Source organism: Flagellimonas sp. (assembly GCF_965222555.1).
GTDB lineage: Bacteria > Bacteroidota > Bacteroidia > Flavobacteriales > Flavobacteriaceae > Flagellimonas.
Genome location: NZ_CBDCUG010000005.1, coordinates 847,949 through 874,904 on the forward strand (window position 1 = coordinate 847,949; position 26,956 = coordinate 874,904).

Annotated in this window: 33 protein-coding genes; 13 read left to right on the forward strand and 20 right to left on the reverse strand. The window is 38.8% G+C overall.

The window, feature by feature from the left end; genetic code table 11:
- Positions 1-181: 181 nt before the first annotated feature.
- The 9 genes from ACOQO1_RS12155 to ACOQO1_RS12195 form a co-directional block, all read right to left on the reverse strand.
- Positions 182-607, reverse strand: a complete 426-nt coding sequence (locus ACOQO1_RS12155) for a hypothetical protein (protein ID WP_420603149.1) — start codon at positions 605-607, stop codon at positions 182-184.
- A 140-nt stretch (positions 608-747) separates the two neighbouring features.
- Positions 748-1,080 (reverse strand): single-stranded DNA-binding protein, encoded by a 333-nt coding sequence (locus tag ACOQO1_RS12160; RefSeq protein ID WP_420603150.1) that lies wholly within the window; start codon positions 1,078-1,080, stop codon positions 748-750.
- Positions 1,081-1,489: 409 nt separating this feature from the next.
- Entirely contained in the window at positions 1,490-1,618 is a 129-nt protein-coding gene (locus ACOQO1_RS12165) for a hypothetical protein (RefSeq protein WP_420603151.1), read from the reverse strand.
- Between the two features lie 30 nt (positions 1,619-1,648).
- Entirely contained in the window at positions 1,649-2,845 is a 1,197-nt protein-coding gene (locus tag ACOQO1_RS12170; RefSeq protein WP_420603152.1) for an acyltransferase family protein, read from the reverse strand.
- A 144-nt stretch (positions 2,846-2,989) separates the two neighbouring features.
- The gene (locus ACOQO1_RS12175) at positions 2,990-4,144 is read right to left on the reverse strand and encodes a helix-turn-helix domain-containing protein (RefSeq protein ID WP_420603153.1); all 1,155 of its coding nucleotides are present in this window, start codon (positions 4,142-4,144) and stop codon (positions 2,990-2,992) included.
- A gap of 327 nt (positions 4,145-4,471) precedes the next feature.
- The gene (locus ACOQO1_RS12180) at positions 4,472-6,679 is read right to left on the reverse strand and encodes a molybdopterin cofactor-binding domain-containing protein (protein WP_420603154.1); all 2,208 of its coding nucleotides are present in this window, start codon (positions 6,677-6,679) and stop codon (positions 4,472-4,474) included.
- On the reverse strand, positions 6,676-8,181 hold the full coding sequence (locus ACOQO1_RS12185; RefSeq protein ID WP_420603155.1) for a CRTAC1 family protein: 1,506 nt from the start codon (positions 8,179-8,181) through the stop codon (positions 6,676-6,678). Before ACOQO1_RS12185 ends, ACOQO1_RS12180 begins: the two co-directional genes overlap by 4 nt.
- Entirely contained in the window at positions 8,169-8,633 is a 465-nt protein-coding gene (locus tag ACOQO1_RS12190) for a (2Fe-2S)-binding protein (protein ID WP_420603156.1), read from the reverse strand. The genes ACOQO1_RS12185 and ACOQO1_RS12190 overlap by 13 nt, the downstream gene beginning before the upstream one ends.
- Positions 8,634-8,763: 130 nt before the next feature.
- Complete coding sequence (locus ACOQO1_RS12195; RefSeq protein ID WP_420603157.1) at positions 8,764-9,519, reverse strand: LytTR family DNA-binding domain-containing protein; 756 nt, start codon at positions 9,517-9,519, stop codon at positions 8,764-8,766.
- 117 nt (positions 9,520-9,636) lie between these two features.
- On the opposite strand from ACOQO1_RS12195, the gene ACOQO1_RS12200 reads away from it, so the two are divergent.
- The 5 genes from ACOQO1_RS12200 to ACOQO1_RS12220 all read left to right on the forward strand — a co-directional run bounded on the left by ACOQO1_RS12200 (position 9,637) and on the right by ACOQO1_RS12220 (position 12,529).
- Positions 9,637-10,476 (forward strand): methylated-DNA--[protein]-cysteine S-methyltransferase, encoded by an 840-nt coding sequence (locus tag ACOQO1_RS12200; protein ID WP_420603158.1) that lies wholly within the window; start codon positions 9,637-9,639, stop codon positions 10,474-10,476.
- A gap of 1 nt (position 10,477) precedes the next feature.
- Positions 10,478-11,191: a 2OG-Fe(II) oxygenase gene (locus ACOQO1_RS12205; RefSeq protein ID WP_420603159.1), complete on the forward strand. Its 714-nt coding sequence runs from the start codon at positions 10,478-10,480 to the stop codon at positions 11,189-11,191.
- Positions 11,192-11,194: 3 nt separating this feature from the next.
- On the forward strand, positions 11,195-11,446 hold the full coding sequence (locus ACOQO1_RS12210; protein ID WP_420603160.1) for an Ada metal-binding domain-containing protein: 252 nt from the start codon (positions 11,195-11,197) through the stop codon (positions 11,444-11,446).
- A gap of 83 nt (positions 11,447-11,529) precedes the next feature.
- A complete protein-coding gene (locus tag ACOQO1_RS12215; RefSeq protein ID WP_420603161.1) occupies positions 11,530-11,856 on the forward strand; it encodes a hypothetical protein in 327 nt (108 codons plus the stop codon).
- A 73-nt stretch (positions 11,857-11,929) separates the two neighbouring features.
- Positions 11,930-12,529 (forward strand): GNAT family N-acetyltransferase, encoded by a 600-nt coding sequence (locus ACOQO1_RS12220; RefSeq protein WP_420603162.1) that lies wholly within the window; start codon positions 11,930-11,932, stop codon positions 12,527-12,529.
- A gap of 13 nt (positions 12,530-12,542) precedes the next feature.
- Here the strand turns inward: ACOQO1_RS12220 and ACOQO1_RS12225 are convergent, their stop codons facing one another.
- The gene (locus tag ACOQO1_RS12225) at positions 12,543-13,679 is read right to left on the reverse strand and encodes a glycerate kinase (protein ID WP_420603163.1); all 1,137 of its coding nucleotides are present in this window, start codon (positions 13,677-13,679) and stop codon (positions 12,543-12,545) included.
- Positions 13,680-13,773: 94 nt separating this feature from the next.
- On the opposite strand from ACOQO1_RS12225, the gene ACOQO1_RS12230 reads away from it, so the two are divergent.
- From ACOQO1_RS12230 to ACOQO1_RS12240, 3 genes are read left to right on the forward strand one after another with little or no spacing between them, the layout of a single operon-like run.
- Complete coding sequence (locus tag ACOQO1_RS12230) at positions 13,774-14,475, forward strand: SIMPL domain-containing protein (protein WP_420603164.1); 702 nt, start codon at positions 13,774-13,776, stop codon at positions 14,473-14,475.
- 9 nt (positions 14,476-14,484) lie between these two features.
- Positions 14,485-15,057, forward strand: a complete 573-nt coding sequence (locus ACOQO1_RS12235) for a pentapeptide repeat-containing protein (RefSeq protein ID WP_420603165.1) — start codon at positions 14,485-14,487, stop codon at positions 15,055-15,057.
- Positions 15,058-15,066: 9 nt separating this feature from the next.
- Entirely contained in the window at positions 15,067-15,420 is a 354-nt protein-coding gene (locus ACOQO1_RS12240; protein WP_420603166.1) for a hypothetical protein, read from the forward strand.
- 5 nt (positions 15,421-15,425) lie between these two features.
- Here ACOQO1_RS12240 and ACOQO1_RS12245 read toward each other — a convergent pair whose 3' ends face one another.
- Positions 15,426-15,899, reverse strand: coding sequence for a CBS domain-containing protein (locus ACOQO1_RS12245; protein ID WP_420603167.1), 474 nt, complete (start codon positions 15,897-15,899; stop codon positions 15,426-15,428).
- A 121-nt stretch (positions 15,900-16,020) separates the two neighbouring features.
- Between ACOQO1_RS12245 and ACOQO1_RS12250 the strand changes: the two genes are divergently transcribed.
- From ACOQO1_RS12250 to ACOQO1_RS12265, 4 genes are all read left to right on the forward strand, one after another.
- On the forward strand, positions 16,021-18,300 hold the full coding sequence (locus tag ACOQO1_RS12250) for a M28 family peptidase (RefSeq protein WP_420603168.1): 2,280 nt from the start codon (positions 16,021-16,023) through the stop codon (positions 18,298-18,300).
- Positions 18,293-19,102 (forward strand): SDR family oxidoreductase, encoded by an 810-nt coding sequence (locus ACOQO1_RS12255; protein WP_420603169.1) that lies wholly within the window; start codon positions 18,293-18,295, stop codon positions 19,100-19,102. The genes ACOQO1_RS12250 and ACOQO1_RS12255 overlap by 8 nt, the downstream gene beginning before the upstream one ends.
- Positions 19,103-19,223: 121 nt before the next feature.
- Positions 19,224-19,598: a hypothetical protein gene (locus tag ACOQO1_RS12260; RefSeq protein ID WP_420603170.1), complete on the forward strand. Its 375-nt coding sequence runs from the start codon at positions 19,224-19,226 to the stop codon at positions 19,596-19,598.
- A gap of 99 nt (positions 19,599-19,697) precedes the next feature.
- Positions 19,698-20,393 carry a hypothetical protein gene (locus tag ACOQO1_RS12265; RefSeq protein WP_420603171.1) on the forward strand — a complete coding sequence of 232 codons (696 nt, stop codon included), beginning with the start codon at positions 19,698-19,700 and terminating at the stop codon, positions 20,391-20,393.
- A 6-nt stretch (positions 20,394-20,399) separates the two neighbouring features.
- Here ACOQO1_RS12265 and ACOQO1_RS12270 read toward each other — a convergent pair whose 3' ends face one another.
- On the reverse strand, positions 20,400-20,900 hold the full coding sequence (locus tag ACOQO1_RS12270; protein WP_420603172.1) for a nuclear transport factor 2 family protein: 501 nt from the start codon (positions 20,898-20,900) through the stop codon (positions 20,400-20,402).
- Entirely contained in the window at positions 20,890-21,387 is a 498-nt protein-coding gene (locus ACOQO1_RS12275; protein WP_420603173.1) for a hypothetical protein, read from the reverse strand. Before ACOQO1_RS12275 ends, ACOQO1_RS12270 begins: the two co-directional genes overlap by 11 nt.
- Positions 21,388-21,451: 64 nt before the next feature.
- Here ACOQO1_RS12275 and ACOQO1_RS12280 point away from each other — a divergent pair, with 64 nt between their 5' ends.
- Positions 21,452-22,396, forward strand: coding sequence for an NAD-dependent epimerase/dehydratase family protein (locus ACOQO1_RS12280; protein WP_420603174.1), 945 nt, complete (start codon positions 21,452-21,454; stop codon positions 22,394-22,396).
- Between the two features lie 2 nt (positions 22,397-22,398).
- On the opposite strand, the gene ACOQO1_RS12285 is transcribed toward ACOQO1_RS12280, so the two are convergent.
- The 7 genes from ACOQO1_RS12285 to ACOQO1_RS12315 form a co-directional block, all read right to left on the reverse strand.
- Positions 22,399-22,698, reverse strand: coding sequence for a hypothetical protein (locus ACOQO1_RS12285; protein WP_420603175.1), 300 nt, complete (start codon positions 22,696-22,698; stop codon positions 22,399-22,401).
- 72 nt (positions 22,699-22,770) lie between these two features.
- Entirely contained in the window at positions 22,771-23,199 is a 429-nt protein-coding gene (locus tag ACOQO1_RS12290; protein WP_420603176.1) for a cyclic pyranopterin monophosphate synthase MoaC, read from the reverse strand.
- 3 nt (positions 23,200-23,202) lie between these two features.
- Positions 23,203-23,643: a molybdenum cofactor biosynthesis protein MoaE gene (locus tag ACOQO1_RS12295; RefSeq protein WP_420603177.1), complete on the reverse strand. Its 441-nt coding sequence runs from the start codon at positions 23,641-23,643 to the stop codon at positions 23,203-23,205.
- Positions 23,644-23,839: 196 nt separating this feature from the next.
- Positions 23,840-25,390 (reverse strand): serine hydrolase, encoded by a 1,551-nt coding sequence (locus ACOQO1_RS12300; RefSeq protein WP_420603178.1) that lies wholly within the window; start codon positions 25,388-25,390, stop codon positions 23,840-23,842.
- Between the two features lie 184 nt (positions 25,391-25,574).
- Positions 25,575-25,922, reverse strand: coding sequence for a hypothetical protein (locus ACOQO1_RS12305; protein ID WP_420603179.1), 348 nt, complete (start codon positions 25,920-25,922; stop codon positions 25,575-25,577).
- 2 nt (positions 25,923-25,924) lie between these two features.
- The gene (locus tag ACOQO1_RS12310; protein ID WP_420603180.1) at positions 25,925-26,494 is read right to left on the reverse strand and encodes an RNA polymerase sigma factor; all 570 of its coding nucleotides are present in this window, start codon (positions 26,492-26,494) and stop codon (positions 25,925-25,927) included.
- A 21-nt stretch (positions 26,495-26,515) separates the two neighbouring features.
- The gene (locus tag ACOQO1_RS12315; protein WP_420603181.1) at positions 26,516-26,860 is read right to left on the reverse strand and encodes a DUF6249 domain-containing protein; all 345 of its coding nucleotides are present in this window, start codon (positions 26,858-26,860) and stop codon (positions 26,516-26,518) included.
- Positions 26,861-26,956: the final 96 nt, after the last annotated feature.

Consider the following 26,956-nt stretch of genomic DNA (forward strand, 5'->3'; position numbering starts at 1 on the left):
AAAGAAGAAAAAATCTAAAAAAAGTAACAGCAGCTTGCTAATGGAGCTAGCCCCTACCAATTGCAAGACCAAATGTTGTAAAAAATATAAAAAGGGAGAAAACAAACGTTGTAAGCGTTGCCCATGTTTTGACCTGCTGAAGAAAGTAGCATAAAAAAAGCCACCTTGAAGGTGGCTTTTGCTATTTTATTGCCTTTTTCTTTATAACCGAAGATTGTACAACCTTCTGACTTTCCTGCATTAATGAAAACTCCATATCGGTCATTGAAAGATACTCTTTAGCCTTTTGCAAATACAGTTCGCTGTGTGGAGTTTTATGCCCGCAAGTTTTTAAATGTTTGTGATAGGCATCCTTTTTGCCTTTCATGTATGCCAAATACGAAGAGAAGTTAGATTTGCCCAGTTGTCTTTCAAAGTTTCTTTGGTCTGTCCAATAATCAGATTCGTCCTGATGCGTTAAAAGTTGAAGTGTTTGTTCGTAACCGGCATCTCGTTGCGCCAGTTGCTCGTAAAAGCGTAATCCATGCTTAACACGGGCCGTGTCCTGCGCAAAAGCACCCATGCAGCAGCTTGCAAAAATTACGATATGTATTCGAACAAATTTCATTTTGTCTTGACCTCATATAAAAGACATTCAATTTCTTAAATGGTTGCATCATTTATATTTAATTTACTGTTAAATGTTGATAACCAAAAAGAAAGCGGGTCAATTGACCCGCTTTCTCGATAATCCGTAGTTAAACAACATTACTTTCCAAGCATTAACAGCTCATTACATTTTATCTCTGTTATGTATCTTTTTTCACCTTCTTTGGTCTCATAAGAACGGGAAATAAGCTTTCCTTCAATGGCCACTTCCTTTCCTTTGACCAAAAAATTCTCAACAATCTCTGCTATTTTGCCCCAGGCCACAATGTTATGCCATTGTGTATCGGTCACCTTCTCGCCCGTGGCATTTTTATAGGTTTCGTTTGTGGCAATGGAAAACTTGGCCAATTTATTGCCATTTTCCAAGGTTACCATTTCAGGATCATTTCCCAAGTTTCCAATCAACTGTACTTTGTTTTTTAGCGAATTCATAATTTTAATTTTACGTGTTAAACAGTTAATACTATCGAACTCTTATCGTCCGACAGGGCAAACTTAGCACGTGTCAAAATCATGAATCGGTTTTAAAACATTTGTTTTCGTTTGTAAACGGATGTAGTCGTTTAAAAACAATTTATTCATCGCTGACCCTGACATCTATATTCTTTTCTGGTTCAGGAGGATTTTACAAATTGAATAACCAATAAAGCAAAAATAAAATTGTGGCGAATGACAACCCATATATCCATAACCAAAGGCCAAACTTAAAGAACTCCTTAGCCGTAGTCTTCTTAATAGTGTCGTAAATGGAAGTGAACAGCTTTATCATTGACATGCAATGAAGATATGAAAATTTAAAGCTGGCTTTGTCCCACTTTGTATATAGATGCCCTATCAACAATCAACCCTTAGATTGTTGGTCGGTCCCTTTCTTATCTTGGTAGCGTCTGTAGAGCCAAACACCAATCAATGCGATAATCGTTATCGTGGCACTGGCTATTATTGTGACAGTTTCATTTTGAGCTTCCATAGTTGGTTTTGTTTTCTGTAAGTTACAATTTTATCGCTCTTTGTATACAGGTGCCAATTTCTCTTGTTTTGGCACCTTCACCAAGGGTTTTAAGCCAAACAAAAACCGGGTTACATTATTGGTTCTAATCAATTGGTACAAAAGAACAGATGTAGGAATAGCCGTTAGTGCAATAATCAAAAACTTGATGAAAATGTTATGATCGTATTGGACGATATAATATCCGAATACAATAATCAATGTTTGATGAAGGATATAAATAGGCAGGATGCTAATATTTGCCGGAACAAGAATCGAATGGTTGAAATTCATAGATCTAGCAAAAAATGCAAGGAAAAACAATATCCAACTAAGTGCAATGAACATGGCATTTATGGTTACACCTAGATGAATCCATGAAAGTTCGGGTTCCAAAAAGACCTGCACCATTTGCGCATTTGAAGAACCGAGATATATAAAAATTGCTGAACTTAATACACCAACATTCAATAACAGCAATGTTTTCCTTTTTATAATGTCGATAAACTCTTTGTCCGCAACAAACATGAACCCATATATAAAAGGCCAGATGTACACAAAAAAATCCGCCCAATCAGTATATCCTTGAAATATCGGTTTCAATAAAAATCTGCAAACAATCATGGGGATCACCAAAACAAAAACACCTAAGCGAGTGGATAAGATTCTCTTTAGCCATGTAAACTTAATTTTCCCTTTCTGAATTTTACGAAATATTGGTATGGAGATAATTGTCATCACAAAAAGAAAAGGCAGATACCATAAATGGGTCCCTAAGTGTCCAAACCAAAGTAGTACACTGGAACCCATGGTATCACCAAGTTGTTGGGAGGGGTAAATCATTAAAAAATCCAGATACCCCCCTTCAAAATCCCTGAACATGACCCACTCGTAAAATCGCTGGGGAGGTATAATAATCAGTATTCCAAATAAAAAAGGTATTAGCAGCCTTTTGACCCTATCTGTTATAAACTTTCCTTTTCTGGAGCGCATGGCAAACCATGTGCCAGCTCCAGATACCAGAAAGATCAAATGCATTCGCCACCCATGGGTAAAGAAGGTGAGAAGGTCAAAAACAACACTTTGTTCCTCATTTTTAATGTGCCAAGGCAAATGATCAAAGGGACGCCAAGAATGAAATAAAAACAATAATCCGAAGGCCAATACTCTAAGCCAGTCTAGGTAATGAAGTCGTTTAGTTGAAGCCATAATTTTTAATTTGAAATGAAATGTTACTTAAAATCATGGCAAACCAATAAAATAACTTGAGGCCAATCGACCTTCCCTATAGATTTGGACACCTCCCTATATCTTGTGATATCCCCTATGAATCTGGACCTCAGAAATTTTAGGTTATGAAGTTTTAGCCTTTAAAAATTGTGAAGGTGTTAGGCCAGTGGTCTTTTTAAAGATATTGTTGAAACTGCTCTTGGAGTTGAAACCACTTTCATAAGCCATACCAAGCAGGGTGAGATGGTCATTTGAAGCGTCGAGCATTTTTTTCTTCATCAAATCAACCCGGTAACCATTAATGAAATCGAAGAAATTTTTGTTGAGGTTCCCGTTGATTATCTGGGACAGGTGATTAGTTGAAATATCCAGCTGGTCAGCCACATCTGGAAGTGATAATTTTCCATTCAGATAGGGTTTCTCCTCTTTCATATATTTTAAAAGTCTCTGCAATTGGGCTTTGGAATCTTCTTCGGACAATCCTGAATGCAAATACTGCTTTTTGGTCTTTTGCTTATCAGCGACCAAGTTGTTTCTATCACTGTTACCTTCAATAGTTATAGAGGGAGTGAAAATTATCTGTTGTTTAATGCCATAGTAACCTGTAAGAAACACTATAATGGTAATCACTGTAAAAATAATATTGTCCCCCTGACGGTAAGGAAGAAAGGTGTCGAAATGGTATAAAATATTGGCGACCACAATAGTGCTCCAAAGTACCACCATACTAATAATGACATACCGCAGCCATTTTAAATCGATATGTTCCGTGTAAGAAAAATGATTTCCTATTCTTTTTGAATGCTTTTTCAAAACAAGGAAGCTTGCAATTAGATAAATGACCCCTACAAAGACCCGAAAAAAACTCATGATAAGAAAAACAGGCTTCTTCGTATCTTCAATAACGTTCTTGTCATCGACTATAGACCCTTCACTATACAATGTAAGTTGTAAAAAAACTGCAATCGTAAAAACAATATAGGGAAGGGCATGGAGCAAAAACCATGGATTGAACTTTTGCGATTTCTTCGTATAGCTAACAACATATAGGTAAACCAATGGGCCAAATAAAGTGGGCATAGCCGTATAAAACCCAAGAAAAACTGGATACTCCGTATCCAGTCCCATAACTTCCAATGCATACCCTACCAAAAGAAAACCCATAAGCACCAACAGGATGACCATGACATAATCACCCTTGGACTTATTCTTTTTGTTCATTACCACAAGGGTCAAAAAGAAAGCTTGTACCGCCCCAACAATAAAAACGAATTTCATGATTCTGTTTCAGCAATTAGCCAATATCTTTTATGCAGTGAAATGATAGTATTGTCTCAACCACAATCTTTGGAAAACAATATAAGCATGAATAGCATTAAAAATTACAAATAAATGGATTCATATGAATGGCTTATTAATAATCAGCCCAATTCTTAGGTTCTTGGGTTCAGAGGCAATATTTACCATTATTGGCAGTTATATAAGAGTATTCTTACAAAGTTAGGTTAGATTTGGGGAAATTCAAGCCATGAAGGATACAAGTAATTCTACATATTTGGGATAAAGGTCACTTGGCTTTTTATCCCTTTTTTTTTATCCTATTCTCTATATAAATGCCTTAAAGTTTTGGCTACTTACTATGGGTAATTTCCGTATCCGTCTACCGGTGGCCGCAAAAATGGCGTTGGTCAATGCCGGAATCGCCGGTGGCAGCGGGGGTTCTCCCAAACCTCGAGGAGGTAAATCATTTTTAATAAACTCAACATGAATCTCTGGTATTTCACCCATACGCATCCATCTGTAATCATGAAAATTGGATTGCTCCGTTGCCCCGTCCCTAATGGTGATTTCACCATAAAGCGCAGCGCAGAGCCCTTCTAAAATTGCTCCTTCAACCTGAGCCTTGGCACCTGACGGGTTCACCACAATGCCACAATCCACAACGGCATCCACCCTAAGAATGTTCACTTTGTTGTTCTCCAATACTTCTACTGTCACAATCTCGGCAATAAAAGACCCTGACATCTTTCGAGCGGCAAAGCCCCTTCCCTGTCCTTTGGGCAGTGGAGTGTCCCAATCACTATTTTTTCTGACCTTTTCAATCACACTAATGAATCGTGTATTGTCAAATTCATATTCTCCAACTACTGGCACCATTCGCGCCGGACCAATAAATTTTAAGAAGTAATCAATGGGATCCATATTATTCTTGAAAGCCAGCTCATCCAGGAAGCTTTGGATAGGAAATGCATTTGCACCGGGAGCTACAGCTCTCCATTGTCCCAAGGGCACGTCACTTAGAACATGTCCATATTCAAATCGCAGATTCGGCACAAATCCAGCTGGAAACTCATATTCATCAATCTCGGTACCAGCTGGTCTTCCTTCACGCCCCAAACAAGTTTTGCGTGAAGCATTGGCCAAAATATGCTGCCATCCCGTGACCATTCCATCCTTATCCAGTGTAGCGGCCAATTTTTGAACACTTCCCGGTCTATACCAACCGTGTTTGAAATCTTCTTCCCTGGTCCAGGTCAGTTTGACCGGTCTGCCCCTTTCCTTGGATAAAATTGCAGCGTCCATGGCATAATCCACATAATATCTTCTTCCAAAAGCGCCTCCAACTCTAGGGATATGGATTTTTATTTTTTCAGGATTCAATCCAAATAGCTTGATCAGACCTTCCTGTAAAGCTTCCGGGTTTTGTGTTGGCGCCCAGACTTCACAAAAACCATCCCGAAAATCCACAGTACAGTTCATGGGTTCCATGGTTGCATGAGCTAAAAAGGGAACCTCATATACCGCTTCTACATAGGAGCTTGCTTGTTTCTTTGCCAAATCCAAATTACCATCTTCCCTTTCAATGGTTGTATTTGTAAGTTGTGCATGAAAACGTTCAAATATACCCTTAGTATTTTCATTTCTTGAAGCTGTATTGTCCCAGTTAATCTTAAGTTTTTCTGCTCCTTTAAACGCGGCCCAAGTGGAATTTGCCACTACCGCAACACCGTTGACAAAGTTGGGGTTATTGGGGCCTAAAAGTCGCCCCCCGTATGCCTCATTGTCCAAAGCAATAGCATCAATGACGCCGTTTAGAGCCAGGGCATCGGTAGCATCAAAACTATCTACTTTACCATTATGAACCGGATTTTTCCGCACAGTGGCATACAACATATCGGGAAGTTTTATATCGATCCCAAACTCAGCCGTCCCACTGACAATTTTATCCAAATCGACCTGAGGAATGGGCTGACCAACAATTTTATATGAATCCAAAGGTTTAAACTCCACCTCCTCCGGCAATGTAACCTGGGCGGCCTCCATAACCAGTTCACCAAAAGGAAGGGTTTCTCCAGATTTTTCATGGACCACTTCTCCGTTTTGGGTGATAAGTTCAGTTGCGGGTATGCCCATTTTTTTCGATGCCACCTCAACAAGCGCATATCTTACCTGGGCCCCAGCTTTTCGCATCAAATCCCAATTTAAGATAATGGCATAGCTTCCCCCAGCCCATTGTTCCTCATACATTTTGTTGAAATCGCCCTGGACCACTTTTACTTTCTCCCAATCGGCACCTAGCTCCTCTGCCAAAATCATGGGAAGGGAAGTTTTTACACCCTGACCTATCTCGGGATTTTTCGCAATAAGGGTTACCCATCCTTCGGTATCGATTGTAATCAAGGGTAAAAGTTCAAAGTTTTCCGCTGGCTTCTTTTCTCCTTTGCATGAATGAAGATGCACGCCAACCATTAAGGCTCCACTCGCAGTTGCAGTAAGTTTTAAAAAATTTCTTCTCCCTAGTGTATCTTTCATTTTTCCATTTTTTTGATTGCTTTACCTTCTGTCACCCTATAAATCTGGTTACTGTCCAGATTCTTCATTTCCTGTCTAATGCCACTTGGCCAAATAAGCTCAACCTTGGCAATCTTATGCGTAGATAACCCGAAGTGAATTTCCGGAGCATTCTCGCTTCCATAGCCTGTTTCCCTAATAAAATATCTTGTCTGCACAGCACCATCAGAAGTTGTAAGTTTAACCCAGGATCCAATCCCGTAGCTATTGGATTCCATTCCTTTCAATTGAAAAATCACCCAGTTGTTAGTTGTATTTTGGTTGATATAACAATCGTCAGGTTCTGCCTCTCCTCCCCAATTGCACACATATATGTCCAAGTTCCCATTGCGATTCAAATCGCCCGAAGCCGTTCCTGCAGATATGTGGCCCTCAACGGCCGGAAGTGTGTTATAAACTCTTTTATAAGACCGATTAGGTCCTCCTGAAAAGAAGAAATTCTGAATTTCAGGATACCCCTCCGTTCCATTTGCTACGTACAAATCTAGCTGACCATCGTTATTAAAATCTCCCCAGGTCTGCCCTTTTGACGGCCTTCTTACTTCGTAAGTAATGCCATTATCGGTAATTTTTCGAAAGTTTCCTGATCCGGAATTTTGATACAACGCATTTTCATCAGAAATGGAGACATTGGTCACATAAATATCCAAATCCATGTCGTGGTCATAATCTATGAGGGATACTCCGTAGGAAGCATTAAGCTCTTCAACCAAAGTTCCTTCTTGCTGTTCTCTAAAATTTCCGTTGGGCAATCCCAGAAACAGATAGTTTCTGTGTTTACCAGTAAACTTCCCATCGTCTTTGACCACAAAATTTGCCACATACAAATCCGGGAATCCATCCCCATTCAAATCACCCCAGCCACATGCCCTTCCATCTCCCTTGTTTCCAATCCAAGGTCCGGTATTGGCTTTTTTGAACATTCCCCTTCCATCATTTATGTATAGGTTATCATCTTCCCCATCACGGTTAACTACAAAAACATCCAAATCTCCATCCAAATCATAATCGCACCAGCATGCCCCGGGAGAATTGGTCAAATCTTCTGTAAGATTACCAGCATTTGTAGGTGAAAAATTTCCGTTTCCGTCGTTCAGGTATAAAAGGTTGGGAACACCAAACTGCGTAGTAAAAAAGATGTCCATATCGTGGTCATTGTCCACATCCACCGTATGAACGGATTCACTCCATGCCTGCAATTTATTTTCAGCAATGGAAGCCCTTCTAAACGTCTTGCCTTCATTAAAATGAATGGTATTTCCCAAAAGCTGTGTGGAATCTACCTGAGTGGCAACAACAATATCGAGCAAGCCGTTACCATCCAAATCGGCAATCGACACCCCTCTAGATCCTTGCGGGAGACCTTCCAGATTCAATTTTTTAAAGGAAAAATCCTGCGCCAAAACACAGGTGGAGAAACAGCTCAATATTAAAACCAGCGCCCAACGCATTACCTGTCCCATTTATCTGCCGCCAATTTCACAGCCTCTCGAATACGACCATAGGTTCCACATCTGCAAATGTTGCCCGACAATGCTGTGTTTATATCCTCATCTGAAGGCTTCTGGTTTTTAGAAAGTAAAGCCAATGTGCTCATGATCTGTCCAGATTGACAATAACCACATTGTGGTACATCAGCTTCTTTCCATGCTTCTTGAATGGGATGGTCATTCTCTTTGGAAAGGCCTTCAATGGTTGTGATTGTGCCTCCTTCCGCTTCAGCTACCACAAGTATGCAAGATCTTACCGGGTTTTCATTAAAATGTATGGTACATGCTCCGCAAAGCCCTTGGCCACACCCATATTTTGTGCCGGTAAGATTTAAGATATCCCGGAGCACCCATAACAATGGCGTATCGGCATCGGCAGTAACGGTTCTTTCCTTCTCATTGATTGTAAGTGTATAGGATGGCATACTATTTCCCGTTTTTTGATTTTGAATGATGAGTTATTGGCAGAAATACTTCGGCTCTTAAACTTACCCTTTTGGGAAGAAGAAAAATGGGTGCTGCAGTAAACTGACGGATTTTTGATAGCGAATGGACTTAATTTGTCCTATCCTTAAAAAAATGAATGATGTCCTTGACAAAACTTTTGCTGACCCTGCGTTTGGTACCATCTTTCATGATTACGTCGAGAGTACTTCCGGTGCCCCTAGCCAGTTCGGACACAAAGTTCACATTGATGATGGTAGATCGATGGATTTTTTTGAAGCTGTCCCCGGGCAATACATCCAAAAATGACTTTAACGGTTTACGCATGACGAACATCCCTTCTGTGGTGAACAATTTGGTGTAATAATTCTCGGCTGCCAACCAATGGATCTGCGAAGGCTCGCAAAAGTGTTTTTTCCCGCCACGGGTGAGTTCAAACAACAAGGGAGTATTTGCTTTTTCTTCTTTTCTCCACCGAAGTTTATCAACTACAAACCATAAAATTCCAAAATCAATCAAAGTCCAGAACACAAAAAAGTAACGGTATACGCCAAACTTGGACCCCGGGAGGTCTACATATGGACTAATGGTAGAACTGACCATAAAGAACCATCCAAAGTGCATCGCAATCCATAAAAACCCAATTGCCACCGTCAAAACCCTTCCATATTTAATGCTCTTGACCTTTTCAACAAGCATTTTGAACACCAAAAACATCAAAATCCAAGGGGCCCATATAAGAATTTGCCATAGCAACACGTGAATTAGGGTAACTTGATCACGGGTTGCATATTCCCGCCAATAGATCAAGAAACCCAGAACAATCGCAATTGTTGTTATTAAGGCTGAAAAATTCTTTGTTTTCATATTTCTTGGATGCCGATAAAGATTTTATCAGTACATTTTTACCCGTTGTCAAGATAGCAAGAATCGGGTTTTCAACGAAAGTAATTGACTTTACTTTTGGAAAATAAAATGTATGTCATGGAAAGTCAGGAAAGTATAAATTACAATCGTATTGCCAAGGCCATTGCCCACATTAAAGCCAATTTTAGGGAACAGCCTTCTTTGGACGAAATAGCGGAGCGCGTTCATCTGAGCCCTTATCATTTTCAACGCATGTTCAAGGAGTGGGCAGGAATAAGTCCGAAAAAGTTTTTACAGTACACCAGTGTACAGCATGCAAAAAAGGTGCTGGACGAAAGCAAGACTTCGCTTTTTGATGTGGCCATGGAAACTGGGCTATCAGGTACCAGTAGATTGCATGACCTGTTTATTTCCATTGAAGGCATGACCCCTGGGGAATATAAAAATGAAGGTGAAAACCTGAACATCAACTACAGCTATGCCCAAAGTCCTTTTGGATTGGTGGTGATAGCTTCAACGGAAAAAGGCTTGTGCCATGTTTCGTTCACCAATGATGAGGAAAAGGGACTTTATGAACTCAAAAAACAGTTTCCCAAAGCAACGTATCATCAAAGAGTAGATCAAACGCAGGTTAATGCACTTATGGTTTTTGCCAATGACTGGAGCCAGATTTCAGAAATAAAACTTCATCTAAAAGGAACCGATTTTCAATTAAAGGTTTGGGAATCCCTGCTCAAAATCCCAAAAGGACAGTTATCCACTTACGGTACTATTGCTGATATGATCAACAAGCCAAAAGCTTCAAGAGCTGTGGGTACGGCAATAGGCAGCAATCCAATCGCCTACCTGATTCCATGTCATAGGGTCATCCAAGCCTCTGGAAATTTAGGAGGATATCGATGGGACAGCAATCGCAAGACCGCCATTATTGGATGGGAAGCTGCTCAAGTACAGTAAAATGGATGCTATTTTGAAAAACCTTGAGGCTGTTGATTGGAAAAATGCTCAACAAAAGCTGAATCAACAGGGATATGTAGTAGTTGAAAATGTTTTAAGCGATAAGGACTGTCAAGAATTTATAGAAGATTTTGAAAATCCTGAACGCTATCGGAAAAATGTGGATATGGAGCGGTATCGCTTTGGTAAAGGGCATTACAAATATTTTAAATACCCCTTGCCCGATACGCTTTCAAGACTCAGAGAGTATGTATATCCAAAGTTGGTGCCCGTAGCCAATCAGTGGATGAGCAATCTGAAACTTGATATCAACTTTCCGGCTGAACTATCCGCGCTTCGTAAAAAGTGTGCTGAAAACGGGCAGCAATTGGCCACTCCACTTATATTAAAATATACAAAAGGAGGTTTCAACACGTTACACCAAGATTTATATGGAGATGTTTACTTTCCCATGCAGGCCGTGTTGTTCTTAAATGAGGTTGAAAAGCATTATACCGGAGGTGAGTTTGTAATGACACAGCAGATTCCCAGAGCCCAATCAAAGGCAATGGTCCTTCGTCCTAAAAAAGGGTCTATGTTAATCTTTACAACCAATTACCGACCTCTGCAGGGTAAAAAAGGACATTATAGAGTAACCATGAAGCACGGAGTGAGCGAGGTACATTCTGGAGAACGGTATACCCTTGGAATCATTTTTCATGATGCCACAACCTAAAAAATGATGCTACATGAAACGTTGACCCCACTGGAGATTTTCAAAGCATTGAAGCACCAAAGGATTAAATGGGCAGGAAATAGAAAACTGAAAATTTATGGAACTCTGTATTGCAAATCAGGAAAACGCATGAAAAAATCAACCCGTGTTTTCTTTAGTAGTGAAGATGAAGCCCTAAAAGAAGGTTACAGACCATGCGGACATTGCATGCGAAAGGCCTATCAGGATTGGAAAACGGAAAACCTAGAGTCCTAGTCCAAAAATGTAGCAAGAATCGGATTGCTATTCGTTTTGATTTTATCAAATCTTCATTGTCAAAACCCAAACCATAATTTACAATGAAGATCATTCCATTTATTTCATTTTTAATCCTGTTCCATATTGCGATATTTAGCTATGGACAGCTTCCCGTGGCAGAAAAATTAAAACTGATAGAAACGTCTCAACATATAAGTGATCCAAATGAATTGCCTGCGGCTTTAAAGTTGGCCGAAGAAAAGGATACTGTTGCACTGATTACTTTTTCCAAATCCAGTGGAGCGCTTTTGACATATAAAAATGTCACCAAAAAGCTTGTAATCAACGACTTGAATAACACAGGGTTTAAAAAGCGATATTTTGTAGTGCTTGTTGGTTCAAAGGCCATTTTCTTTCTGGATAACTAATTACATCCCTCAACACCTATTCCTTTCTTTTAAAAGTGGAATAGGTTTATCTTTGAAACCAAAGAAACACAATATGCAAACTTGGTTAAAACCTGTTGTTTTAGAAGGAAATTTGGTAAAACTGGCACCATTGGAGACAACCCATGTTGCAGCTTTGTTGGAAGCTGCCTCTGATGGAAATTTATGGGAGCTTTGGTACACCTCCGTACCTTCGGAAGAAACAGTGGAATCCTATGTGAAAACCGCACTGGCCGAGCAGAAAAATGGTTTGGCACTACCTTTTGTCATTATTGATAAAAAATCGGGCGATGTTGTGGGCACTACAAGATATTTAAATGTAGATTCTAAAAACAAACGTGTAGAAATCGGGGCCACCTGGTATGCTAAAAGAATGCAACGCACCGGAATCAATACGGAATGCAAATACATGTTACTTAAACATGCCTTTGAAACATTAAATACTATCGCTGTAGAATTCCGAACCCATTTTCATAACCACCCGTCCAGAAACGCCATTTTGCGATTGGGCGCAAAACAGGACGGAATCCTGAGAAATCACAGTATTGATCATAACGGGTTCCTTAGAGACACGGTGGTATTCTCCATTTTAAACAGCGAATGGCCAACGGTTAAAAAATCGTTGGAATTCAAAATGGAAAAGTCGTATTCGTAGAACTTCCAGACAACTACCCTTGTGCTTGCTTTAAAAGTCTGGCAAAATTATAGCTGGTCATTTCCAAATTCTTCGAAGTGTTGTTTTTAGCATCTTCCAAAGTCCCGATTCCATTTAGAATGGAAGTTGCATATTCGAGTCCCATGCCTTCCAATTGATTGATATCAATATCGACCGAACCGCAAAACGCAGCTACCGGAATACCTTGGATTTTGGCGGATTTGATTACTCCATCAATTGTTTTCCCCGATGAAGTTTGGTGGTCCAACTGTCCTTCCCCAGTAATGATCCAATCCGCATCCATGATTGCGTTGTCAAAATCAGCAATTTCTTTGATCAAGTCGATTCCAGATAATAACACGGCTTCCAAAAACACTTTAGCTCCTGCTCCCATTCCGCCTGCAGCCCCTGCTCTGGGGATTTTCTGCACATCAACCCCAAATTGCCCATGGACAATCTTCGCAAAACTTTCAAGTCCTTGGTCCAAATGAATAATATCTTCTGCGGAAGCTCCTTTTTGTGGTCCATACACATAAGCTGCACCTTGTCTTCCATAAAATGGATTGTTTACATCACAGGCCACTTTGATTTTCACATCCTTAAGTGTTGGAAGTACATCTTCCAAATCAATTTTTACCACTTTGGAAAGGTTTTTCCCAATTGGTGAGAGTTCGTTTCCCTTTTCATCCAAAAATTGATAGCCCAAGGCAGCCGCCATTCCCATTCCCGCATCATTGGTTGCACTGCCTCCGATTCCCAAAACAATCTCTTTGGCGCCTTGTTCTATCGCATGGACAATCAATTGTCCGGTTCCAAAAGATGTTGTGTTCATACAGTTCAGTTCGTCCTTGTCCAGTAGTTTATAGCCGGAAGCTTCGGACATTTCTACAAAAGCAGTTTCTTTTTCTTGGGAAAACAGATATCCAGATGTAACATCCCGAAACAGCGGGTCTTTAACAATGGTTTTCAATTGGCAGGCATGTAAATAGTGCTGTACTACTTCCGCAGTTCCATCCCCACCATCGGCCAAGGGCATTTGTACAATTTCGGCATTGGGAAATACCCTTCGCAATCCCCGTTCCACTACCTCGCAAAACTGCAATCCCGATAGGGATCCTTTGTATTTATCTGGAGCCAATACAAACTTCATGTTACTAAAAATAAGACTTCTTTTTTTGTCGATTTAAAACGGCACAGGTTTTGCACCCTGCAGCAAAGTATTTACCTTTAAAAAAACTTCAGTGATGAAAAAAATTGTTGCTACTTTTATTTTATTCAGTGCATTAACTTCCGCTATGGGACAATCAAAAAATTTCTTAGACATACCTTATCTTGAAACATCTGCAAGGGTGGACACTTTGGTCACTCCTGATAAAATCTATTTGAACATCACCATTCAAGAAAAAGATTCAAAAGGCAAAAAGTCGGTTGAAGAGCAAGAGAACAAAATGGCCCAAAGCTTAAGGGCTTTAGGAATTGATTTGGACAAACAATTGGTGATCAAAGACCTTAGCAGCAACTTCAAAAAGTACTTCCTTAGACAAAAAGATGTGCTTAAAAGCAAGCAATATTCCCTTTTGGTTCACTCAGGGAAAAAAGCCGGTGAAGTTATGGTAGCCTTGGAAAAATTGGATATTGCCAACACTTATCTTGAAAAGACGGAGTACTCTAAAATGGACGAATTGGAACTGGAACTAAAATCCAGAGCGGTTAAAAAGGCTAAGAAAAAGGCAGATGCGCTCACCGCTCCTCTTGGTCAAAAAGTTGGTGCAGCCATCCATATTCTTGATACTTCCACACCCTATTACCCAAGGTACAATCAAGCTCCCAGAATGGAAATGAAAGCGATGGCCATGGATATGGCTGAAGCAGAGCCATTGGATATTGATTTTGAAAAAATTAAAGTGGAAACTTCGGTAAATGTAAAATTCAAGATATCGGAATAGAATTCCAACATGGATAAACCATTTATTGCCGACAAAACTTTTGAAGGTCAAGATTTCACCAAAACGGCCCTTGAAAAAGGGGAATATGAGAACTGTGTTTTTAGCGGTTGTAATTTCTCCAATGCGTATCTGGACAATCAAAACTTTATGGAGTGTGAGTTTGTGGATTGTGATCTTACCAATGCCAATATAAAGCATACCATTTTTAAAGATGCTGTTTTCAGGGATTCCAAATTGGTAGGCCTCCGTTTTGAGGATTGTAATGATTTTTTACTCTCGCTCCGGTTTGAAAATTGCAATTTGACCTTAAGCTCCTTCTTCCAGCTCACTTTAAAGAGTACAATGTTTAAAGATTGCAATCTTACTGAAGCTGATTTTTCTGAAGCAGTTCTATCACATTCCATCTTTCCCAATTGCAATCTGGAAAAGGCTGTTTTTTACCAGACCAATCTTGAAAAGGTGGATTTGTCCACTTCATTCAATTTAAGTATAGATCCGGAGCAAAACAATTTAAAAAAGGCCAGGTTCAGCAAGGACAATCTTATCGGTTTATTGAAAAAACACGATATTGTATTATCCTAAATCGAAGAGATGTCCGAGAAGCATTGTTTGGAATGTGGTGAAAAATTAATAGGTAGGGTTGATAAAAAATATTGTTCCGACCACTGCAGAAATGCCTATAACAATAGGCTGAACAAAGACAGTAAAAACCTAGTCAGAAACATCAACAATAGACTGCGTAAAAATTACCGGATTTTAGCAAGTTTTCCTCTAAAAGAAGGCAAAACCACTACTACAAAAATGCGGTTGGTAGACAAAGGATTCGATTTTGAATATATCACCAACCTTTACACCACAAAAAAAGGAAGTACATATTACTTCCTTTATGACCTTGGGTACTTGCCTTTGGACAATGATCGTTATATGATTGTAAAACGGGAATGATCAGATTATTTCTTCCAATTCTGGGCACTTAATTTTAGCGCCGCAATCACAATATCTTTTCTACTGATCTGTCCTACCAAAATGTCATTCTTCATTACTGGGAGCCTGCGTCTATTGTGTTTGTCAAAAACGCCGGCAGCATCAAAAATGCTCATATCATTTGGAATGGTCTGTACATTTTTTGTCATAAAGCGTTCCACACTTTTATCCAAAATAGGCTGATTGAAGTATCTACTTTCAGAAATTTGTTTCATGCAATCCGCTTCGGAAATAATCCCAACCAAAAACCCATTTTTATCCATTACAGGTCCACCTGAAATATGATGCTTTGCAAAAGCCTCCATCACTTCCAAAATAGATTGTTCCGGAGTAAAAGTCACCAATTTCTTGGTCATATAGTCCTCAACCAATATGGGGGCGTTATACTCTTTTTTGGAGGAATCCTTTGCTCGAGCGCCCTGAAAACTCTTGATTGCCATGCCGTTAATTTTTGGGTTGATTGATTAAGATAGGAAATTTTAACGAATTATTTAAGTTTTTCGCATTAAATGTGCGAACCTTTCATAATTTCATATTTTTATACGCCAATTCCTTCAAACTATGAAATTTTCTAGAACCCTCGCCCTTCTCCTACTGATTTTAGCAGTGTATTGGAGCTATAAATCGTTAATGCCATCGTACAAGGGTGATGCTGAAAATTCACTGGAATTATTTTCAACCGATAGAGCTTTGGTTCATGTTAAAAACCTTTCTATTGAACCTCACGCAGTGGGATTCCCTGGACATGCCACCGCTCGAGGTTATATTATTGCCGAGCTAAAGAAAATGGGATTGGACCCGATTACACAAGAGGGCTATACAGCAGGTGATTGGGCAAATTTGAGCAAAGCAACCAATATTTTGGCAAGAATAGAAGGGTCGGGCAACGGAAAAGCATTGCTCTTATTATCTCACTATGATAGCAACCCGCATTCTTCTTTAGGGGCCAGTGATGCAGCGAGTGGAGTTGCCACAATTTTGGAAGGTATACGGGCTTTTTTAGCTGAAAACAAGACTCCAAAAAATGATATCATCATTCTTATTTCAGATGCTGAGGAATTAGGCCTAAATGGAGCCGATCTTTTTGTAAAAAACCATCCTTGGGCGAAGGAGGTGGGACTTGTACTCAACTTTGAAGCCAGAGGCAGTGGTGGACCCAGCTATATGTTAATTGAAACCAATCAAGGCAATGGAACTTTGATTGAGGAATTTACCAAAGCCAATCCAAAATATCCAGTGGCCAACTCTTTGGCTTACAGTATCTATAAAATGCTGCCCAATGATACCGATTTAACCGTATTTAGGGAAGATGGGGATATTGAGGGTTTTAATTTTGCGTTTATTGATGACCACTACGACTACCATACTGCCCTGGACAATTATGAAAGGTTGGACAAAAATACGTTGTCCCATCAGGGTAGTTATTTGATGCCTTTGTTACATCACTTTAGTGATGCCAACCTAAATAATCTAAAAAGCACGGATGATTTCATCTATTTTAACCTCCCATATTTTCGGTTGGTATCTTATCCATTCAAGTGGATTTGGCCCATGTTTGCCGTTGCCTTGCTTTCTTTTGTAATCTTATTGATCGTAGGACTTAAAAAACAGAAAATAACAGCCAAAGGTGCCTTTCAGGGTTTTGTGCCCCTTTTGGTTACCCTAACCGTCACCGGATTAATAGGTTATCTTGGCTGGCCTGCCATTAAATGGTGGTATCCCTGGTTCAATGACATGTTACATGGCTTCACCTATAATGGACACCTGTATATTATGGCATTTGCCATGTTTTCGTTGGCAACATGTTTATGGTTTTACCATAGATTCCGAAAAATTGGTTTGCCCGACCTTTTGGTCGCTCCTATTTTTCTGTGGTTGATCATTTGTGGACTTGTTGCGGTATACTTGAAAGGCGCCAGCTTTTTTATTGTCCCTCTTTTTGGAATATTGGTGGCTTTTATGGTATCTATCAACCAAAAAGAACCAAACCCATTCCTATTATTATTTTTAGCACTTCCGGCAGTTTTCATCTATTCCCCATTTATAAAAATGTTCCCAGTTGGTCTCGGATTAAAGATGATGGTGGCCGCTACCATTTTTACCACTCTTCTTTTTGTTCTAGTACTTCCACTACTTGCGCAATTCAAAAACAAAAATCGATTAGCTTATTTAGCATTTTTTCTGTTTGCCGTATTTAGCATTGCAGCACATATTAAATCCAATTTTAATGAAAAAAGACCAAAACCGAGTAGCTTGCTATATGTGTATGATGCAGATAAAGATTCAGCCGTTTGGGCTACATACGACCATAAATTGATCGGATGGAACAATCAATTTTTGGAGGACAAATTGGAAGTTTCCAAATCGGAGGAATACAAAACCCTAGCAAGCAAGTATGGTTCCGGGTTCACGTATACTGCCAAAGCACCTAAAAAGGATATTGCTGTACCCTGGATCGATACCATTAAAGATACCATTGAAGGTAACAACCGGTTGATTGAGTTCTGTGTCACTCCCAAAAGAGATGTTAACCGATTGGACATTTATGCCAACCCCGTCAAGTTTACTTCCGTCAAGGTCAACAATATTGCTCTTTCCGATAATTTTTTGCAAAAAAGAGGCAAAAAGTTGATTACCCATTACATCAGCAATAATGATTATACCGAACTGGCACTGAGCTTTCCAAAGGATTCCATTTTGGAGCTCACTTTCTATGAATCATCCAATGACTTGTTAACCAATAAAGAGTTTACAGTCCCTCACCGACCTGATAATAGTATTCCCATGCCATTTGTTCTCAATGATGCTATTTTAGTAACCAAAACCTTAAAGTTTGAGTAAAAAAATTGGGGTGCTGGGTTGTGGTTGGCTTGGACTTCCGCTGGCGAAACACTTCGTAGCCAATACATATGAGGTTCATGGCAGTACTACCTCCAATGAAAAATTGGAACTCCTCAAAAAAGAAGGCATACACCCATATGAGATTTCACTATCCTCGACAAAAATCCATGGGGATATTGAAAGTTTCCTATCCAATATTGATTTATTGGTGATTAACGTTCCTCCAAAACTTAGGGGCGCCAATCCTGAAAATTTTGTGGAAAAAATGAATTTGCTACATGCTCAAATTAAAAAAAGTGGGCCATATAAACTCATCTTTGTGAGCAGTACAGCCGTATATGGTAACCTTAATCATGAAATTACCGAGGAAACATTGCCTCAACCCGTTACAGAATCTGGCAAACAATTATTGGAATGTGAACAACTTTTCACCCTAGATAGCACTTTACAAACAACCGTAATTCGTTTTGGAGGATTAATAGGGCCAAATAGGCATCCCGTTACCATGCTTTCCAAGAGGCCAAATTTAACCAACGGCAATGACCCTGTAAATCTAATTCACCTGCAGGATTGCATCCACTTGATAAGTACTATTATTGAGAATAATTATTGGGGAGAGATATTCAATGGGGTCTATCCGTTGCACCCCAGCAAAAAGGAATATTATACTGCTGAAGCGATCAGAAGAGAGCTTCCCATCCCTGATTATTCAGGTAGTATATCTGGGAATATCAATAAAATAATCGTCAGTAAGAATTTTCTAGATAAATCCCATCTTTTCCAGACATCAATAGTCTCCTAGTTGACCACCATAAAACAACTTTTGACAACAATTAAGATAAATTTAAGTTAATTAATTAACTGATTATTAATCAATTACAATGCTCGTCTTTACCTTTGTAGTAGTTAAAATATTTAATGTCATGGGAGATTCAAGATTAACAACAAGAATCTTGATGGAGATGGAGAATTTGATTACAAGAAGTAGTACAAGAGAAAACATAACCTCAAGATTTCAAGACTTACATAAATCTATTTTAAGAAAACACTACAATGCCGCAGATGTGGACATAGATTATGTCAATCACAGAATAAAAATGGATGTGGTATTGGATGATCGGCAATATGATCCTAAAACCATAAACATGGTTGTACCTACCATGCCAACAAATCTCTTTTATAAGGATTTGGGCAGCTTCTTAAAATCGTGCTTAGCAAAGGATATTAAAAGTTTGGCCTTTTATGCCGGCTTAATAAAAAAGCATACCAACGAGGATATTTCAATGATCGTTCTCTAAAATCAGCATTATAATAATTTTATCTTCATTCATATAGTATTCTTTAACAGCTTAGTACCGATAATTTTTTTAGTTTTGGCGCACCAAAAAACATGACAGATGAGAAAAATTGCGGTGTTGATACTTTTATTTATCGGTTTCAACGGAATTTCACAGAGCAACAATGCACTTTTAGAACATTATAAAGCTTACTATAAGGAAATGCGATTGCAAGGGGACATTAATGGTGTCATTAGTTCATTGACCCACTTAAATGTGCTTTCACCTTCCAAAGAACGAAGGGACACTTTGGCTTTTGTGTATATGAACAACAGCCAGCACATGCAAGCCTTAAATACTATAGGAATCGAGAAAAAAGCTGATGATTCTGATCTGGCTGTTCAAGTAAAAGCGGTTTCATTAAAAGCATTGAATCAGCCCAAAAGAGCGTTGGAACATTTTGAGGCACTCTTTACAAGAAATCCATCAGCCTACTTAGCATATGAATTGGCTGACCTTAAAATTCAAACTGGAGACAATGACGGAGCATCAACCAACATTGAATATGGTATTGCCAATGCTAAAGACGACCAAAAATATGCTTTTTATGAGAGGCAACAACCTTATGAAGTTCCTCTAAAAGCTGCTTTTCACCATTTAAAAGGACTGGTTATTTTTAATAAGGACAAAAACAATATTGATGGTGCTGTAGCTGCTATTGATGAGGCATTGAAGATTGATCCTAATTTTAATTTGGCCAGTTTGAGCAAGCAAGCATTGGAATCCAGAAAGGAAAAACCTGAAGGACAAGAATAACCAATGTTATTTTTTCTTCTTGAGCTCCAAGAGCAATAGACTGTCTTTTTCCTGTTTAATTTGAATCAGCTCAGCCACATTTTCGTTGGGCACAGCAATTGAAAGTACATAGTGGGCAATTTTCCATTGCCCATTTTCCTTTTTAACCACTCCAGAACCTCTGCAAAGTTTCATTTGGGTATCCAACAGTTCGTCAAACCAAGCAAAATCACCTGCTTCGTTTATATAAATATTACGTTCTACCGCAGTAAAGCTCCAAGCTCTACCTCTATCAAAATAAGGTTTTGAAAATTCCTTGAATGCTTTGTTCTGCCAATTTTCGGTTGCATCAGTACCAATAAATACCCCATCATGGGTCATTTTGCCAAAATAACTATCAAAATCTGCATTCGCCGCGGCTAGGTGCCAATCATCCAATATCTGGGCAATAGTATCTTTTTCACCGTTTTGCGCGCTAATCCCGATTACCATAAAGAGCATCGGAACAAATAGTAATCTATCCTTCATCCAAAATCAGTTTTGTATCCAGTTGGCTATTCATGATCACATTAAACTGTTTGCGAAAAGCATTATATGCTTCCAACATTTCAATGACAGGTGCTGTAGTCTCCCTATGGTCCAAAATATTGGATTTTACCTTTAGCAAGTACGTTTTTAGCACACGTTGCCTACTTTTTATCTGAAACTCATCAAATATGGTTGGGTACTCCGATTTAGCTAAAAGACCCTCTTTCTCAATAAGATCATCAATGGCCAAAATTAAGTCTTCATTGTTTCGAGCTTTATACAATACATCAAAACTTGCAGTTAGTGTATTAAACTCTTCCCATTCCTCAATAACTGAAGCTGCTTTTGGGTTTATGGGAACTCTTTTGGGCATTTTTTGATAATTGAAGACAAGCTCTTCAGTCTCAATTTCCTGTGTAGCACTATCTTTTTCCTTACAGCTCCATGAAACCAAAAAAAGTATCAGAATACATGACAATTTTCGCATAAGCGAATGTACAAATTTTAATAAAGGCTATCTTTACCCGTCAAAGCAATTAACTTCATTTTAAATGCAAAAACCCATTCTTATTCTTGGTGCTTGCGGTCAAATAGGCACCGAACTTACCATGGAGCTACGATCCAAATATGGCTCGGATATTGTTGTTGCCAGTGATATTAGGGAAGGCAATGACACCCTAATGGAATCTGGCCCGTTTGAACTATTGGACGCCACAAATTATGAAGCCATAGAAGATGTGGTCATGCATTATGAAATCGATGAGGTATATTTAATGGCCGCCATGTTGAGTGCCACTGCAGAGAAGTTTCCCATGCGAGCGTGGAACCTAAACATGAACTCACTTTTTAATGTCCTCAATTTGGCCAAGGACAAAAAAATATCCAAAATTTTCTGGCCATCCAGCATTGCAGTTTTTGGACCGAATACCCCCAAGGAAAATACGGCCCAAAATGTCATTATGGAACCCAGCACCGTGTATGGAATTAGCAAACAGGCAGGAGAACGATGGTGCGAATACTATTTTAACAAGTACGGGGTGGACGTACGCAGTGTTCGTTATCCAGGGTTGATAAGTTGGAAGACCATGCCCGGTGGCGGAACCACGGATTATGCCGTGGAAATATATCACAAAGCTTTGGAGGAAGGGGAATATAAGTGTTTCTTGGACAAGGATACCAAACTGCCCATGATGTATATGGACGATGCTATTAGAGCAACGATAAATCTAATGGAAAGTCCTGTTGAAAATCTTAAGATCAGATCTTCCTATAATTTGGGAAGCATGAGCTTTAATCCCGAAGAAATGGCTCAAAGTATACAAAAACATATTCCCGATTTTAAAGTTACCTATGCTCCTGATTTCAGACAGCAAATAGCAGACTCATGGCCCAGTAGTATTGATGATACCAATGCAAGAAAGGATTGGGGCTGGGTTCCAGAATTTGATTTGCCCGCCACTACAAAAGAAATGTTGGATAATTTAAGAAAGCATTGATTTTATTCTTCCTCTGATTCTGCAAATGTGGTGGAGGGTTTGTCTCCGCCATCAATATTGAGAACAGTAGCATCGGCTTCATTAAAATTTGCCATTGAGTATCTAAGCTTTGAGCTTATCTTCACCAGGTATTTTGTATCCCGAGTAGATACCTCAACGGCTTCTATAGCTTCACCTTTAAGCCCTTTAAACCTTATGATATCCCTATCCCCATAACCATCGGGATACTTTTCTATTAGAAGTTTAAGCACCCTTGGGGTCAGTTTTTTATAATCGACAATTACTCTTTTGAGGTTTTTCATACCAATGAGCTTATCATCAAATCCACTTAAAATTAGAACAAAAAAGTTTTTGTTCAACAGAAAATGGAAAAATTACGCTCTATCGATATCGGATTTACCCCCAGTTTTCTTCAAAAGTTTAATGTGATGTATTTCAACTCCCTTATCAATGGGTTTCAACATATCGTACATGGTAAGGGCAACAATACTGGCCCCGTGCATGGCTTCCACCTCCACCCCGGTTTTATAAAATGTTTTCACCATAATCTTTATCACAATGTCCAATCCATCAATTTCATAATCAATGGTACAATGTTCAACAGGCAAGGGGTGACAATCCGGTAATAGGTCAGCAGTTTTCTTGACTCCTAAAAAACCGGCGGCCTTGCTCATAGCGAAGACATCTCCTTTTGGGACCGTACCAGCCTCTATTGCACTAATGGTCACTGCAGAACTCACTTTTACCACAGCCTGTGCTAAAGCTGTTCTGTGGGTAGCTTGTTTTTGTGTAATGTCGACCATAGGTTATGTATTTACTTTCCATTGATAGGAATCGTCCTCAAAAAGCTCCTTTCCAAACACCGGGACATGGGCCTTTATCTCTTCCACTACATATTGAAGGGAATCAAAGGCAGTTCTACGATGCGGAGAAGAAACAAATACAAAGAGGCAAATCTCCCCAACGTTCACCTTTCCCATGCTATGATAAATATGCATGCAGGTAATATCGAATTTTGAGAATGTACTTTCCCTAATTTCATGGAATTTAAGGTTTGCCATTTCTTCATAAGCGGTATATTCAATGGCACTTACGGTTTTGCCCTCAATTTCATCTGCCCTCACCTGTCCCAAAAAAATGTCATGAGCACCTATTTGGGTCTTGGATTGGTGTTTGGCAATGGAATCTGCTATAAAGGCGGGACTGATCGATCCTTCTACAAACACATTCTTTATTTTCTTTTCCATAAAAAAGCATGTTTTTGCTAAGGTAATTAAGAAAAGTGAAAATTATGGCGGTTTACAGCTTAGCAAATATTGAATTCTTCTCATAAATCACTGCATATACTGCTCATTGTAATATCTAAAATTCATGCCATCATAAAAAAGTTGTATCTCTGGTTTTATGTTTTGGTTTGTTCTTGTTATAACCAAAGTGCAATTTTCATTCGTTTAAAAGCAATGTTACTTTCTGCAAATTTCCCTGAAAGTACTTCAATCCAGGATTGTTGGTGCTTTTGGCCAACACAACTGCTTTAGAAAAACATTCGGCTGCCTTCACATAATTATTGCATTCCAAGTAACCGTCACCCAAACTATCCCATGTATTTGGGGTTTCTGGATGTAGCCTTGTGTTTTCTTCAAAGACCTCAATGGCCTTTTCACAATTAATATTGAGTATTCTATATCCTAATTGATTGACACCACCCTCGTTTGGTTTGTACATTTCAAAATATGCCTGTTTAAGACTATCCCCTACCTTATTAATTCCATTTTTATAGTACAATGACATGATATGGGTAAGAGAGCCTTCTGATGGTTTTACTTCATAACCACATAATTCCGATAACTTTTCAAAGTAGGCGTTGAATGCCTTAACCCCTCCATCTTCTTCAAACTCCGCCAAGGAACCCCTATCCGGATACCCCTCAAGTCCGTAGATGTCCTTAAGTCCATTTGCCAACAGGTACAATTGATGTACTATCTTTTGTACTTTGATCCTGTTCACATTACAAGTGAGTATTATGGTAGTGCCATCATCAAACATGGTAATAGCCGAAGCATGTCCAAAAGTTGACCCTGTATGGGAATAAAGTTTTACTTTGGTGTTTCTTTCCATAATATCTTCCCAGTTTCGTATCCACCCATACCCATAACCTTGCTCGTTAGGCTTTAACATTATCTCGGTAAATTTGGGTGATAATAGAGTGTAGCTTCTAACCGCTTCACTCCATTTAAGCAAATCACCTACGGTTGAGTGCATACCACCTCCTGTGTAGGTGTTCGATTGATCTCTGAACGGGACTTTATGAAAATCGCCTCCATATTTCATGAAAATCATTTTGAAGGTTTTATCCTCTTTAAAGGCATAACCTTTCGCGGTTTCATTTTTAATGAATTTATTGGATGCAAAACCGGTGTCATTTAATCCCAATGGTTTAGTTATTTTTATTTCCAATAGCTCTGCAAATGATTCCCCAGATACCTTTTCTAGAATGGCTCCTAAAAGCATATATCCTAAACTACTATAATGAAAGTTGGTTCCTGGCTCACTGTTCAGTTCCACCTTACTAACCAGAATTGCCAATTCTTTAGGTGAGTATTTGGTACGTGCAAACTCATCAATGTCAATTCCCATGTTGATTATTCCCTCATAGTGGGGTAAACCCGAAGTATGTGATAACAATTGGTGAATAGTCACTACATCTGCAAACTCTTTTGGTAAGTATTCCAAATGTTTAGAAACTGGATCCTCTAACTCCAAAATTCCCTCTTCCGCCATTTGCACGACCAACATGGCCGTAAATTGTTTTGTCAATGAACCAATGGGAAATTTGGTGGCAACATCATTGGGAATAAGGTTATTCCTATCTTTTAACCCATATGCTTTGTTAAATAATATGTTGCCATCTTTTGCAACCAATACCGCCCCGGTGAATGGACTCCCTAGCTCTTTTCTTCCATTTTCGGCATAATCCTGCATAAGATCTTCCATGGATTTAGGGGCTGTACTACAAGAAAATAAGAGCAAAAAGGTTAAAATGTATACGAGTATTATTCTTATTGTTTTTATTGTAAGGTGTATCATGACTTTGCTGTTTATGGGTAATACGAGATTAGGGCACTATAATATAGCTGTGCCATCAATTCAATTTTAATTACGTAATGTTTGTTATAGGTTATAAAATATCCTGTTCCTCCTTTTTAGGTTTATTGTTTAAAAAGCGAGGTGCGGCTTCCAATTGAAAAAAGAAAAGTAAGAGTATGAAAGTACACAAGACCAATTGCGCCAATGGACTCTTAACACCAGCTGTCAAACCAGGGCTATTAGAAATCCAAATAAAGAACATAGAAAGAACCAAGGTGATTGCAATACCGAGAAAGCCATATCTTTTATTTGTGGCAATCTGTTTTTTAATTGCTGACTGTTCTTCAATTTTTTGAAGAATTATCTGCTCCAAATCTATTTCAGGATGAACATTTTCTAGCTTATTTAAAATGTTCTTCAATTCATCTTTTTCGTCCATTTTCATGAAATTAAATCATTAAAATTTGAAATGTTGTAGTTGTTCTTTAAAACGTTATAAAAACGCTCCCGCCCCCGGTGCAAAAGGACTTTTACATTTGCTCTGGTAAAATTTGTTATTGAAGTCACTTCATCAATTTTGAAATCGTTCAAATAAAATAATTGTAAAACCAATGCTTCTTTGGGAGGTAGTTTATCCAATATTGCTTTTACCAAGAGTTTCAATTCTTCGTTTTTTAAAGATTTTAGCGCTTCATTATAGGAAGCGTTATCTTCTATCATTGCGTTGGAGGGAGCTACCTCAGCAACATATTTTTTTTCTTTTTCAAGAAATCTTAAGCTTTTGTTTACAACAATCCTGTACAACCAAGTTGAAAATTTAGACTTCATTTTAAATGAAGACAATGAATTATAGGCTTGGACAAAACTCTCCTGTACTACATCTTGGGCTTTATCATTAGATTTTACAATCGACATGGCAATGCCATATGCCCCATTTTGATAATTTTTGATGAAATACGAAAAAGATTGAATATCCCCATCCAGTACTTTCTGTAAGTAATCGCTATCCATTAAATGGCTGGTTTTACTTCTTTAGCGCTTACTTAATCTTCTGGCAACAAAATAGGACAGTATAAGACTCAGTCCGCCAAAAAATAGCATAAAAGCAGGATACGTAGCATACTCTGTATTCGAAGCTTGGTCGATTCGCTCCCAAATCCAGGCCACAAACATTCCAAGCCCCAATCCGATCATAAGCATTCCAAACTTTATGTCCAAATATGAACTGACCGTAGAACTTTCATTTTCATTAAGCTGGTCACGTTCAATTTGCGCCATACGCTCAAGATGTCTTGCCTTATGAAAAAAATAGATTGTTACTCCCGATACAATAATTAATAGGGCTAAAATCTCCCCTAAACCGATAAATGATTCCATAATTAATATTTTGTTTCTTGTAAGATACGTGGCTTGCAAAAAAGGTTACAAAAAGTATGTTATAACCGTAAAAATATGGATTCACCTACTGGTCAA

What these genes read in the sequence shown, in the direction of transcription:
- ACOQO1_RS12260 (WP_420603170.1), top strand. Translation starts at nt 19,224, where the DNA reads ATGGGAGATTCAAGATTAACAACAAGAATCTTGATGGAGATGGAGAAT.
- ACOQO1_RS12195 (WP_420603157.1), bottom strand. Translation starts at nt 9,519, where the DNA reads ATGAAAACAAAGAATTTTTCAGCCTTAATAACAACAATTGCGATTGTT.
- ACOQO1_RS12300 (WP_420603178.1), bottom strand. Translation starts at nt 25,390, where the DNA reads ATGGAAGATCTTATGCAGGATTATGCCGAAAATGGAAGAAAAGAGCTA.
- ACOQO1_RS12305 (WP_420603179.1), bottom strand. Translation starts at nt 25,922, where the DNA reads ATGGACGAAAAAGATGAATTGAAGAACATTTTAAATAAGCTAGAAAAT.
- ACOQO1_RS12285 (WP_420603175.1), bottom strand. Translation starts at nt 22,698, where the DNA reads ATGAAAAACCTCAAAAGAGTAATTGTCGATTATAAAAAACTGACCCCA.
- ACOQO1_RS12280 (WP_420603174.1), top strand. Translation starts at nt 21,452, where the DNA reads ATGCAAAAACCCATTCTTATTCTTGGTGCTTGCGGTCAAATAGGCACC.
- ACOQO1_RS12265 (WP_420603171.1), top strand. Translation starts at nt 19,698, where the DNA reads ATGAGAAAAATTGCGGTGTTGATACTTTTATTTATCGGTTTCAACGGA.
- ACOQO1_RS12315 (WP_420603181.1), bottom strand. Translation starts at nt 26,860, where the DNA reads ATGGAATCATTTATCGGTTTAGGGGAGATTTTAGCCCTATTAATTATT.
- ACOQO1_RS12170 (WP_420603152.1), bottom strand. Translation starts at nt 2,845, where the DNA reads ATGGCTTCAACTAAACGACTTCATTACCTAGACTGGCTTAGAGTATTG.
- ACOQO1_RS12175 (WP_420603153.1), bottom strand. Translation starts at nt 4,144, where the DNA reads ATGAAATTCGTTTTTATTGTTGGGGCGGTACAAGCTTTCTTTTTGACC.
- ACOQO1_RS12220 (WP_420603162.1), top strand. Translation starts at nt 11,930, where the DNA reads ATGCAAACTTGGTTAAAACCTGTTGTTTTAGAAGGAAATTTGGTAAAA.
- ACOQO1_RS12230 (WP_420603164.1), top strand. Translation starts at nt 13,774, where the DNA reads ATGAAAAAAATTGTTGCTACTTTTATTTTATTCAGTGCATTAACTTCC.
- ACOQO1_RS12250 (WP_420603168.1), top strand. Translation starts at nt 16,021, where the DNA reads ATGAAATTTTCTAGAACCCTCGCCCTTCTCCTACTGATTTTAGCAGTG.
- ACOQO1_RS12190 (WP_420603156.1), bottom strand. Translation starts at nt 8,633, where the DNA reads ATGCCATCCTATACACTTACAATCAATGAGAAGGAAAGAACCGTTACT.
- ACOQO1_RS12245 (WP_420603167.1), bottom strand. Translation starts at nt 15,899, where the DNA reads ATGGCAATCAAGAGTTTTCAGGGCGCTCGAGCAAAGGATTCCTCCAAA.
- ACOQO1_RS12275 (WP_420603173.1), bottom strand. Translation starts at nt 21,387, where the DNA reads ATGCGAAAATTGTCATGTATTCTGATACTTTTTTTGGTTTCATGGAGC.
- ACOQO1_RS12180 (WP_420603154.1), bottom strand. Translation starts at nt 6,679, where the DNA reads ATGAAAGATACACTAGGGAGAAGAAATTTTTTAAAACTTACTGCAACT.
- ACOQO1_RS12225 (WP_420603163.1), bottom strand. Translation starts at nt 13,679, where the DNA reads ATGAAGTTTGTATTGGCTCCAGATAAATACAAAGGATCCCTATCGGGA.
- ACOQO1_RS12185 (WP_420603155.1), bottom strand. Translation starts at nt 8,181, where the DNA reads ATGGGACAGGTAATGCGTTGGGCGCTGGTTTTAATATTGAGCTGTTTC.
- ACOQO1_RS12310 (WP_420603180.1), bottom strand. Translation starts at nt 26,494, where the DNA reads ATGGATAGCGATTACTTACAGAAAGTACTGGATGGGGATATTCAATCT.
- ACOQO1_RS12235 (WP_420603165.1), top strand. Translation starts at nt 14,485, where the DNA reads ATGGATAAACCATTTATTGCCGACAAAACTTTTGAAGGTCAAGATTTC.
- ACOQO1_RS12295 (WP_420603177.1), bottom strand. Translation starts at nt 23,643, where the DNA reads ATGGAAAAGAAAATAAAGAATGTGTTTGTAGAAGGATCGATCAGTCCC.
- ACOQO1_RS12240 (WP_420603166.1), top strand. Translation starts at nt 15,067, where the DNA reads ATGTCCGAGAAGCATTGTTTGGAATGTGGTGAAAAATTAATAGGTAGG.
- ACOQO1_RS12215 (WP_420603161.1), top strand. Translation starts at nt 11,530, where the DNA reads ATGAAGATCATTCCATTTATTTCATTTTTAATCCTGTTCCATATTGCG.
- ACOQO1_RS12270 (WP_420603172.1), bottom strand. Translation starts at nt 20,900, where the DNA reads ATGAAGGATAGATTACTATTTGTTCCGATGCTCTTTATGGTAATCGGG.
- ACOQO1_RS12155 (WP_420603149.1), bottom strand. Translation starts at nt 607, where the DNA reads ATGAAATTTGTTCGAATACATATCGTAATTTTTGCAAGCTGCTGCATG.
- ACOQO1_RS12290 (WP_420603176.1), bottom strand. Translation starts at nt 23,199, where the DNA reads ATGGTCGACATTACACAAAAACAAGCTACCCACAGAACAGCTTTAGCA.
- ACOQO1_RS12205 (WP_420603159.1), top strand. Translation starts at nt 10,478, where the DNA reads ATGGATGCTATTTTGAAAAACCTTGAGGCTGTTGATTGGAAAAATGCT.
- ACOQO1_RS12165 (WP_420603151.1), bottom strand. Translation starts at nt 1,618, where the DNA reads ATGGAAGCTCAAAATGAAACTGTCACAATAATAGCCAGTGCCACGATA.
- ACOQO1_RS12200 (WP_420603158.1), top strand. Translation starts at nt 9,637, where the DNA reads ATGGAAAGTCAGGAAAGTATAAATTACAATCGTATTGCCAAGGCCATT.
- ACOQO1_RS12210 (WP_420603160.1), top strand. Translation starts at nt 11,195, where the DNA reads ATGATGCTACATGAAACGTTGACCCCACTGGAGATTTTCAAAGCATTG.
- ACOQO1_RS12160 (WP_420603150.1), bottom strand. Translation starts at nt 1,080, where the DNA reads ATGAATTCGCTAAAAAACAAAGTACAGTTGATTGGAAACTTGGGAAAT.